This window comes from Streptomyces sp. NPDC058880 (genome assembly GCF_042742535.1).
Classification (GTDB): domain Bacteria; phylum Actinomycetota; class Actinomycetes; order Streptomycetales; family Streptomycetaceae; genus Streptomyces.
Window position 1 is genome coordinate 1 of sequence record NZ_JBHYMC010000020.1, and the last position, 8,248, is coordinate 8,248.

The 8,248-nt window shown below is 73.3% G+C and carries 8 protein-coding genes; 3 read left to right on the forward strand and 5 right to left on the reverse strand.

All coding sequences use genetic code 11. The annotated features are described in order from the left end of the window. Positions 1 to 40: 40 nt before the first annotated feature. Complete coding sequence (locus ACFW2G_RS14445) at positions 41 to 2,116, reverse strand: DEAD/DEAH box helicase (RefSeq protein ID WP_384680934.1); 2,076 nt, start codon at positions 2,114 to 2,116, stop codon at positions 41 to 43. 470 nt (positions 2,117 to 2,586) lie between these two features. On the opposite strand from ACFW2G_RS14445, the gene ACFW2G_RS14450 reads away from it, so the two are divergent. Next, a complete protein-coding gene (locus ACFW2G_RS14450) occupies positions 2,587 to 3,345 on the forward strand; it encodes a ferritin-like fold-containing protein (protein ID WP_384453058.1) in 759 nt (252 codons plus the stop codon). 108 nt (positions 3,346 to 3,453) lie between these two features. Here the strand turns inward: ACFW2G_RS14450 and ACFW2G_RS14455 are convergent, their stop codons facing one another. The 4 genes from ACFW2G_RS14455 to ACFW2G_RS14470 all read right to left on the reverse strand — a co-directional run bounded on the left by ACFW2G_RS14455 (position 3,454) and on the right by ACFW2G_RS14470 (position 5,255). Continuing rightward, positions 3,454 to 3,756, reverse strand: a complete 303-nt coding sequence (locus ACFW2G_RS14455; RefSeq protein ID WP_172671288.1) for a hypothetical protein — start codon at positions 3,754 to 3,756, stop codon at positions 3,454 to 3,456. Positions 3,757 to 3,865: 109 nt separating this feature from the next. Then, positions 3,866 to 4,093, reverse strand: coding sequence for a DUF3107 domain-containing protein (locus ACFW2G_RS14460; protein WP_037919546.1), 228 nt, complete (start codon positions 4,091 to 4,093; stop codon positions 3,866 to 3,868). 160 nt (positions 4,094 to 4,253) lie between these two features. Further along, a complete protein-coding gene (locus ACFW2G_RS14465) occupies positions 4,254 to 4,892 on the reverse strand; it encodes a TetR/AcrR family transcriptional regulator (protein WP_037919547.1) in 639 nt (212 codons plus the stop codon). Between the two features lie 147 nt (positions 4,893 to 5,039). Beyond that, on the reverse strand, positions 5,040 to 5,255 hold the full coding sequence (locus tag ACFW2G_RS14470) for a hypothetical protein (RefSeq protein ID WP_037919550.1): 216 nt from the start codon (positions 5,253 to 5,255) through the stop codon (positions 5,040 to 5,042). Between the two features lie 132 nt (positions 5,256 to 5,387). On the opposite strand from ACFW2G_RS14470, the gene ACFW2G_RS14475 reads away from it, so the two are divergent. Together ACFW2G_RS14475 and ACFW2G_RS14480 are read left to right on the forward strand one after the other, a co-directional pair. After that, positions 5,388 to 6,383, forward strand: a complete 996-nt coding sequence (locus ACFW2G_RS14475) for an alpha/beta fold hydrolase (RefSeq protein WP_037919552.1) — start codon at positions 5,388 to 5,390, stop codon at positions 6,381 to 6,383. A 74-nt stretch (positions 6,384 to 6,457) separates the two neighbouring features. After that, positions 6,458 to 7,831, forward strand: coding sequence for a DUF3152 domain-containing protein (locus tag ACFW2G_RS14480; protein ID WP_384584344.1), 1,374 nt, complete (start codon positions 6,458 to 6,460; stop codon positions 7,829 to 7,831). Positions 7,832 to 8,248 lie beyond the last annotated feature (417 nt).

An 8,248-nucleotide genomic window follows, 5' to 3' on the forward strand; every position in this document is an offset into this window, starting at 1 on the left:
CTCGGAAGGGGGCCGGGGCCGTCCGCGCAGGTGCCGGGTCCTATGCCTCGGGCGCGGCCGCGGTCTTGCGGGTGCGGGTGCGCTTCGGCTTGGCCGGGGCCTCCTCGGCCACGGCGGTGGCGTCGGTGGCGACCGGGGCGGTTTCGGCGGTCTTGCGGGTGCGGGTGCGCTTCGGCTTGGCCGGGGCCTCCTCGGCCACGGCGGTGGCGTCGGTGGCGACCGGGGCGGCTTCGGCGGTCTTGCGGGTGCGGGTGCGCTTCGGCTTGGCCGGAGCTTCCTCGGCCACGGCGGTGGCGTCGGTGGCGACCGGGGCGGCTTCGGCGGTCTTGCGGGTGCGGGTGCGCTTCGGCTTGGCCGGAGCCTCCTCGGCCACGGCGACCGCCGGGGCCTCGGCGGCCGGGGTCACCGGAGCGGCCGCGGCCCTGCGCGGGCGGCGCGCCCGAACCGGCTCGACGGGCGGAGCCATCTGGAAGTCCGGCTCCGGTGTCGTCTCGACGACCCTGCGCGGGCGGCGCGCCCGGACGGGCGCCGGCTCGACGAGGGGGGCCATCTGGAAGTCCGGCTCCGGGGCCGTTTCGACGGCCTTGCGGGTGCGCGTGCGCCTCGGCCTGGCCGGGGCCTCCTCGGCGACCGGGGTCACCTCCGCCGCGGGGGCCTCGGCCACCGGGGCCTCGGCCACCGCCGCTGGGGCGGACTGCACCGGTACCGCACCCACCCGGGTCCGGCGGCGGCGCGGCCTGCGCGGCTCGTCGCCGGCCGGTGCCTGCGCCTCCTCGACCACGGGGGGCACCGGGGACACGGCTGCGGCCTCGGCGCCGACCTCGGCCCCGCCCCGCGTACGGCGACGCTGGCGCGGCGTGCGGGTACGGGCCGGACGCTCCTCGACCACCGTGGCGGCCTTGGCGGCCCGGCCGCCGCGGCCGCCGGTCTCGCCCAGGTCCTCGAGCTCCTCGGCCTTCAGGCCGGCCCGCGTGCGCTCGGTGCGCGGCAGGACGCCCTTGGTACCGGCCGGGATGTTCAGCTGCTCGAACAGGTGCGGCGACGTGGAGTAGGTCTCGACCGGATCGTGGAAGTCCAGCCCCAGCGCCTTGTTGATCAGCTGCCAGCGCGGGATGTCGTCCCAGTCGACCAGGGTGACGGCGATGCCCTTGTTGCCCGCGCGGCCGGTACGGCCGACACGGTGCAGGAAGGTCTTCTCGTCCTCCGGCGTCTGGTAGTTGATGACGTGCGTCACACCCTCGACGTCGATGCCGCGCGCGGCGACGTCGGTGCACACCAGCACGTCGACCTTGCCGTTGCGGAACGCCCGCAGGGCCTGCTCGCGCGCGCCCTGGCCCAGGTCGCCGTGGACGGCGCCGGATGCGAAGCCGCGCCGCTCCAGCTGCTCGGCGATGTCGGCCGCCGTGCGCTTGGTGCGGCAGAAGATCATGGCCAGGCCGCGGCCCTCGGCCTGCAGGATGCGGGAGACCAGCTCCGGCTTGTCCATGTTGTGTGCACGGAAGACGTGCTGCGTGATGTTGGCGACGGTCGCGCCCTCGCCGTCCTCGGAGACGGCGCGGATGTGCGTCGGCTGCGTCATGTACCGGCGGGCGAGGCCGATGACCGCGCCCGGCATGGTCGCCGAGAACAGCATCGTCTGACGCTTCGCGGGCAGGTAGGCCATGATCTTCTCGACGTCGGGCAGGAAGCCCAGGTCGAGCATCTCGTCGGCCTCGTCCAGGACCAGGGCGCGCACGCGCGACAGGTCGAGCTTTCGCTGCCCGGCCAGGTCCAGCAGACGGCCCGGGGTGCCGACGATCACGTCGACGCCCTTGTTGAGCGCCTCGACCTGGGGCTCGTAGGCCCGGCCGCCGTATATGGCCAGGACGCGGACGTTGCGGACCTTGCCGGCGGTCAGCAGGTCGTTGGTGACCTGGGTGCACAGCTCGCGGGTCGGAACCACCACGAGGGCCTGCGGGGCGTCGGTCAGCCGGTCGGGCGTGGCCCGCCCGGCCTCGACATCGGCGGGGACGACGACCCGCTCCAGCAGGGGAAGGCCGAAACCGAGCGTCTTGCCGGTTCCGGTCTTGGCCTGGCCGATGACGTCCGTGCCGGAAAGGGCGACGGGGAGGGTCATCTCCTGGATGGGGAAGGGGGACACAATGCCGACGGCTTCAAGGGCTTCGGCGGTCTCGGGAAAGATCCCGAGGTCTCGGAACGTAGTCAGGGTGCTGCCTCTTCTGTGAGACGCGGCGCGAGGCGGCGATGGGGGTCCTACCGTGCTGTGCTTGCAGTACTGCCACGTACGAAGCTGCGCGGGACCACTGGCCTTCGCTCAAGCGCTCTGCCGCTGAGGGGGCCCCTCGTGGGAGGCGGTACGCATGGACGTACGCACCACACCGAGGGCGGTCGGTTGGAGCCGATCGGGCCACCGACCGGGCATCCTCATTCGGATGGCCCGCCGAGTATTCGGCAGGCGCATTACCACTGTACCCCGGAATCGCGCAGGTGTGTCGGGTGAATTCACCGGGTAGGTGCGTTTAGGTGGACAGTCGGTGAGTAGACGTGGTGCTTTGAGGTGGCATTCGGCGGGCTATTGTGCGGAGCATGCCGACCGTAGAAAACGCCTCGCCCGCCGACGACAGCAGCCCCGCCGAGGCCACCGGGATCGCCTCGCAGGACTGGGCGACCGCATCTGCCTCGCCGCAGTACCGGGCCGCCGTCGTGGACCTGCTCGGTGCGCTCGCCTACGGGGAGCTCGCGGCCTTCGAGCGCCTCGCGGAGGACGCGAAGCTCGCGCCCACCCTGGACGACAAGGCCGAGCTCGCCGCGATGGCCTCCGCCGAGTTCCACCACTTCGAGCGGCTCCGCGACCGCCTCACGACGATCGACGCCGAGCCCACGGCCGCCATGGAGCCCTTCGCCCAGGGCGTTGACGCCTTCCACCGCCAGACGGCCCCGTCCGACTGGCTGGAGGGCCTGGTCAAGGCGTACGTCGGCGACTCCATCGCCAGTGACTTCTACCGCGAGGTCGCCTCCCACCTGGACACCGACACCCGCGCCCTCGTGCTCGGCGTGCTCGACGACACCGGCCACGGCAACTTCGCCGTCGAGAAGGTGCGCGCCGCGATCGAGGCCGACCCCCGCTGCGGCGGCCGGCTCGCCCTGTGGGCCCGCCGCCTGATGGGCGAGGCCCTCTCGCAGGCACAGCGCGTGGTCGCCGAGCGCGACGCGCTCTCCACCATGTTGGTGGGCGGCGTCGACGGGATGGCGGCGGGCTTCGACCTCGCGGCGGTCGGTGAGATGTTCACCCGGATCACCAAGGCCCACACCAAGCGGATGGCGGCCCTCGGCCTCGCCGCCTGACCGGGCGGTCCCCGAACGCCGCCGGCCCCGGCGCGCCATGTGCGCGCCGGGGCCGACGTATGCCGTGCGGAGGCCTCCGAGACGGGCCTCATGGGCCCGCTTCAGGGGTCATCCCCGCGACGGGAGCGAAAACGGAGTCCTGTGGGGACGCCTGCGGGGCCCGCGGGCCGGACGGAGCAGCAGCGACAGCACCACGGCCGACACCAGCACCGAGCCGATGAACGTCGCCAGCAGCGTGTTGTGTCCCGGGCCCAGCGCGAAGTGGGTGAGATAGGCCCCGAACAGCGCTCCCAGCACTCCGCTGACCAGCACCACCCACCGAGAAGGAAGCCGGGGCGCGAACCCTCGGACGGCTGCGGCGGACAGGGCGAGCCCCAGCAGCGCGGAGCCGAGCACTTCCAACAGCAGCATCAGGTCTCTCCCATACGTCAGGGCAAACCGGGTCACTGCGGTCCTACCCGAAGCGGAAGAAACGGAAACGGCCCGGCGGAATCAACCACCGGGCCGTTTCGGACAGTTCTCAGAGCGCCCCGAAACCGACCTTGCGCGTGGTCGGCTCACCCAGGTCGACGTACGACAGGCGGTCGGACGGCACCAGGACCTTGCGGCCCTTGCTGTCGGTGAGGCTCAGCAGCGGCGCCTGGCCGGACAGCGCGGCAGCGACGATGCCCTCCAGCTCCTCGGCGCTCAGGTCGCTCTCCAGCACGATCTCCCGGGGTGCGTGCTGCACGCCGATCTTGACCTCCACGGCTTTGTCCCTCCGACGATCCGGTTCGCGCGATCAGCCGCGCCGTACGCGGTCCACATTAGCCCGGAGAGGGGATGCGGACCGCGCAGAGCGGACACGCTGGCAGCGAACACCGGCGGGGATCCGTCGAGGACCCCGCCGCGTCACCGCCCGGACGGCGTCAGGACTCCGCGCCGTGCAGCGGGAAGCCGGCGATACCGCGCCAGGCGAGCGAGGTCAGCAGCCCGACCGCCGTCTCACGGGCGACCGGGCTCTCGCTGGAGAGCCAGTAGCGGGCCACCACCTGCGAGACCCCGCCCAGGCCCACGGCCAGCAGCATCGACTCGTCCTTGGACAGGCCCGTGTCCTCGGCGATGACGTCGGAGATGGCCTCCGCACACTGGAGCGAGACGCGGTCGACGCGCTCGCGCACCGCGGGCTCGTTCGTCAGGTCGGACTCGAACACCAGTCGGAAGGCGCCGCCCTCGTCCTCCACGTACGCGAAGTAGGCGTCCATCGTGGCGGCCACGCGCAGCTTGTTGTCCGTCGTTGAGGCGAGCGCGGTGCGCACCGCCAGCAGCAGCGCCTCGCAGTGCTGGTCCAGCAGGGCCAGATACAGGTCGAGCTTGCCCGGGAAGTGCTGGTAGAGCACCGGCTTGCTCACCCCGGCACGCTCGGCGATGTCGTCCATCGCGGCCGCGTGGTAGCCCTGGGCGACGAAGACCTCTTGGGCCGCGCCCAGCAGCTGATTGCGCCGGGCTCGGCGCGGCAGTCGCGTGCCCCGCGGACGCGCTGCCTCGGTCTGCTCGATGGCTGTCACGCCGCCTCCCACTTTCTCTCAGAACACAGGCGCTCTGCGCCGCGCCGCCATCGTACTTTTCGGTAACCGAATCTGGAGGGTTCGAGCCGACTTTTCTCGCGGTACGGACGGCCCGGAGGCGCTGGTCAGCGGTCGGTCGACGGTCGGTCAGCGGTAGTCGTCCTCGTCCAGCTGCACCACGCGCGCCTGCTCGGCGGCGTCGCCGTCCGCAGCCTGGCCCGCCTCGCGGCCGGAGTCGGGGTCGTCGTCGCCGGGCCGGAGATCGGCCTGCTGCTCCGCCACATCAGCCTCGGGTGCCTCAGGATCGAGGGATTCCGGAAACCGCTCCCGGAAGGTGTCCGGCTCCGCAGGGTCGACAGTCATGCCGCTCCCCTCGCTTCCTTGTGTCACTTACGAGCCTAGGAGGATCGCGGGGGCGCCGCTATGCGGATCCGCGATGAGACTGTGACCGCGAACACAACAAGTGGAACGTGATCGTCTCGTAACATTGCCCGCATGTCTTCGACCGAGCTGCCGGGCGTGCGGTCCAGCGCCGAACCGTCCTCCCCCGCCGGAGCGGTCCGGCTGGCCGACGGGGAGCAGCTGCGCACCGCCGCGCTGCCCGGGCTGGAACTGGCCGTCCGGGTCCGCCCGCCCCGGCGTGACGGCCTGCCGCCCGCCCTCTTCGTGCACGGCCTGGGCGGCTCCTCGCAGAACTGGTCGGCGCTCATGGAGCAGCTGGCGGACACCGTCGACGCGGAGGCGGTGGACCTGCCCGGCTTCGGCTGGTCCCCGCCGTCCGCCGACCGCGACTATTCCGTCACCGCGTTCGCCCGCGCCGTCATCCGCCACCTCGACGCCGCCGGGCGCGGGCCGGTCCACCTCTTCGGGAACTCCCTCGGCGGCGCCGTCTCCACCCGGGTCGCGGCCGTCCGTCCCGACCTCGTCCGCACCCTGACGCTCGTCTCACCCGCCCTTCCCGAGCTGCGCGTGCAGCGGTCGGCCGTGCCGACCGCGCTCCTGGCCCTGCCGGGGGTGGCCGGGCTCTTCAGCCGGATGACCCGGGGTCTCAGCGCCGAACAGCGCACCCGGGGGGTGACGGACCTCTGCTACGGAGACCCCTCCCGGGTGACTCCCGAAGGGTTCCGCAACGCCGTCGAGGAGATGGAGCGCCGGATGGCGCTCCCGTACTTCTGGGACGTGATGACCCGCACCTCGCGCGGCATCGTCGACGCCTACACCCTCGGCGGCCAGCACGGACTGTGGCGGCAGGCACAGCGGGTGCTCGCCCCGACCCTGCTGGTCTACGGCGGCCGGGACCAGCTGGTCTCGTACCGTATGGCGCACAAGGCCGCCGCCGCCTTCCGCGGTTCGCGGCTGCTGAGCCTGCCCGAGGCCGGGCACGTGGCGATGATGGAGTACCCCGAGGTGGTGGCCGCCGCCTTCACGGAGCTGCTGCGCGACACCGGCGCGGGGGCTGCGGACCGGGACACCGAAGACGGCAGGGGCTGAGAGCCGTGGGACGACACAGTCGAAAATCCGGGGCGCCCGCTCCGGAGTCCGTTCCGGCGCCGGCGCCTGCCGCGGTGCGCCCGCAGGCGCAGCCGGATCCCGACGGGCACGGGGACGGGGGCGGGTACGCCTACGACGCGTTCGGCAACGACGTCCCGGGCGGCGACGGCTTCGGCGGCCGCGACCCGTTCGCCGGGTGGCCCGAGTCGACCGTCACCCACCACGGATACGTGGCCCAGGACCGGCCCGCCGACGGTGCGCGGGCCGGCGGCCACCCCCAGCAGTACGAGGGCGGCACCCCCGGCGTCGGACCCGACTCCGTGTACGGGGACTGGCGGGGCGTACCCCGCCCGCGCTCCGGCGACCGTCCCGCCCCCGCGGCACGGGCCGGGTCCCCCGCCACCCCGAGGGACTACGACACCCCGGCCTTCGGCACGCCCGCGGTGGGCTTCCCGCAGGTCACGCTCGAAGAGCCGGCTCCCCGTGCGTCCGAGCCCGCGACCGCGCCCGGGCCGGCCCCCGTCACCTCGGCCGGCCCGCACCGCCTCGTGCCCGGCCCCCGGGTGCCGGCCGATCCGGTCGAGGAGCGGCCCGCCTCCGGCCGCGGCAAGAAGGCCCTCGCCTACACCGGCATGGCAGCGGCCGCGGTCACCACCGTCCTCGCGGTGGTCGTCGCCGGCCAGGGGTTCCTCGACCCGGACGCCGACGAGACCAGGGCCGGCGCGCCCACCGCCACCGGCAAGGACCGCAGCGATACGGCCGCGTCCCGCTCGGACGGCCGGCCCACCCCGAACGGCGGCGTGGCCGCCCCCGTCGCGCCGTCGGCCGACGCTCCCGCGCCCGAGCTGACGTACGAGCAGCAGCTGGCCGCGCAGCTCCCCATCGATCCGAAACTCACCGGTCCCGGCACCTTCGACACCGTGCCCGGGGTGGCCAAGGCTCCCGGCAAGGGCAGGGTGGTGCGCTATCGCGTCGACGTCGAGCAGGGCCTGGGCCTGGACGCGATGTTCTTCGCCGAGGCCGTCCACCGCACCCTCAACGACGACCGGAGCTGGGGCCACGGCGGTACGAAGACCTTCGAGCGGGTGCCAGGCGGCGAGTCCGACTTCGTGATCACCCTGGCCAGCCCCGGCACCACCGGGGTCTGGTGCGCCAAGTCCAACCTCGACACCGTCGTCGGCAACGTCTCCTGTGACTCGGCCCAGACCGAGCGCGTGATGATCAACGCCTTCCGGTGGGCCCAGGGCTCCGAGACCTACGGTCCGGACCAGATGGCCGCCTACCGCCAGATGCTCATCAACCACGAGGTCGGCCACCGGCTCGGCAACGGCCACGTCAACTGCCGCACCCCCGGCGCCCTCGCCCCGGTCATGCAGCAGCAGACCAAGTCCCTCAACATCAACGGCATCGAGTGCAAGCCCAACCCCTGGGCGTTCCCGGGGAACTGACCCGGAGCCCGGTGGGCGGGTGGAGGCCGCCCCGGCACGGCGTCCGCTCACCGCGGTGCGGCCGCCCCGGCGTGGCCGACATCCTTCGGCTCCGACACCGGCCGACCGCGCGGCGCCCCCTCTCCCCCCGACACGTGACCCCCGTCCCGGTACACCCTGGATCCGGAGCCGGCCGGGCACCGGATCCGGTCGCGCCGGGAGCTCCTCGCCCCCGCCGGGCGCAAGGCCGTCCGAGGCTGTACTTCTAGCGTGCTCGAACGCGAACCGTACGGGAAAGTTACGACTCTTCACCCCTTCCGGTGGCGGGGGGGGGGCCCCCCCCGGGCGCCGCCGCGGCGGCTGCGACCCCCCGCAGCTCCGCAACCCGTCCACACCGACCCCCTCCACCCCCGTCCGGCCAAGGCGGCACTTCACGCA

Excerpts from the sequence above, each read along its gene's own strand:
- ACFW2G_RS14445 (WP_384680934.1), bottom strand. The coding sequence starts at position 2,116 with ATGACCCTCCCCGTCGCCCTTTCCGGCACGGACGTCATCGGCCAGGCC.
- ACFW2G_RS14450 (WP_384453058.1), top strand. The coding sequence starts at position 2,587 with ATGCCGACCGTAGAAAACGCCTCGCCCGCCGACGACAGCAGCCCCGCC.
- ACFW2G_RS14455 (WP_172671288.1), bottom strand. The coding sequence starts at position 3,756 with ATGCTGCTGTTGGAAGTGCTCGGCTCCGCGCTGCTGGGGCTCGCCCTG.
- ACFW2G_RS14470 (WP_037919550.1), bottom strand. The coding sequence starts at position 5,255 with ATGACTGTCGACCCTGCGGAGCCGGACACCTTCCGGGAGCGGTTTCCG.
- ACFW2G_RS14475 (WP_037919552.1), top strand. The coding sequence starts at position 5,388 with ATGTCTTCGACCGAGCTGCCGGGCGTGCGGTCCAGCGCCGAACCGTCC.